The following is a 341-nucleotide window of genomic DNA, read 5'->3' as shown; positions in this document are numbered from 1 at the left end:
CAAACAGCTCTGGATAGCCACCCGGTAGATAGACGGTATCAACGTCCGGTAAGATCCGGTCGTTCAGGGGCGAGAAAAACACCAATTGTGCGCCTAAGTCTCGCAGCAGTGACAGGTTCGCAGGATATATAAAAGAAAATGCTTCATCTTTTGCGATAGCAATTCGCACACCTGCCAGAGCCCCATTACAGAGCAATTTATCACTATGTTCAGTCTCAGCTGAATCATTGCCTAAAGTGCGTGATTCGAAGCGAACGACCGGCGGTAATTCACTCGCTCCGGTCGTTGAGATCATAGTCGCGGCTGAATCTAGCCGTTCGTCAAGGTCGCTGATCTCATTG

At 49.6% G+C, this 341-nt stretch carries 1 pseudogene; it reads right to left on the bottom strand.

The window, feature by feature from the left end:
• Positions 1-341 (bottom strand): annotated as a pseudogene (locus QWI17_RS19570) (hypothetical protein); the annotation flags it as partial.

The sequence above is a fragment of the Gilvimarinus gilvus genome (assembly GCF_030518155.1).
GTDB lineage: Bacteria > Pseudomonadota > Gammaproteobacteria > Pseudomonadales > Cellvibrionaceae > Gilvimarinus > Gilvimarinus gilvus.
This window is presented reverse-complemented; position numbering and strand designations above follow the sequence as displayed.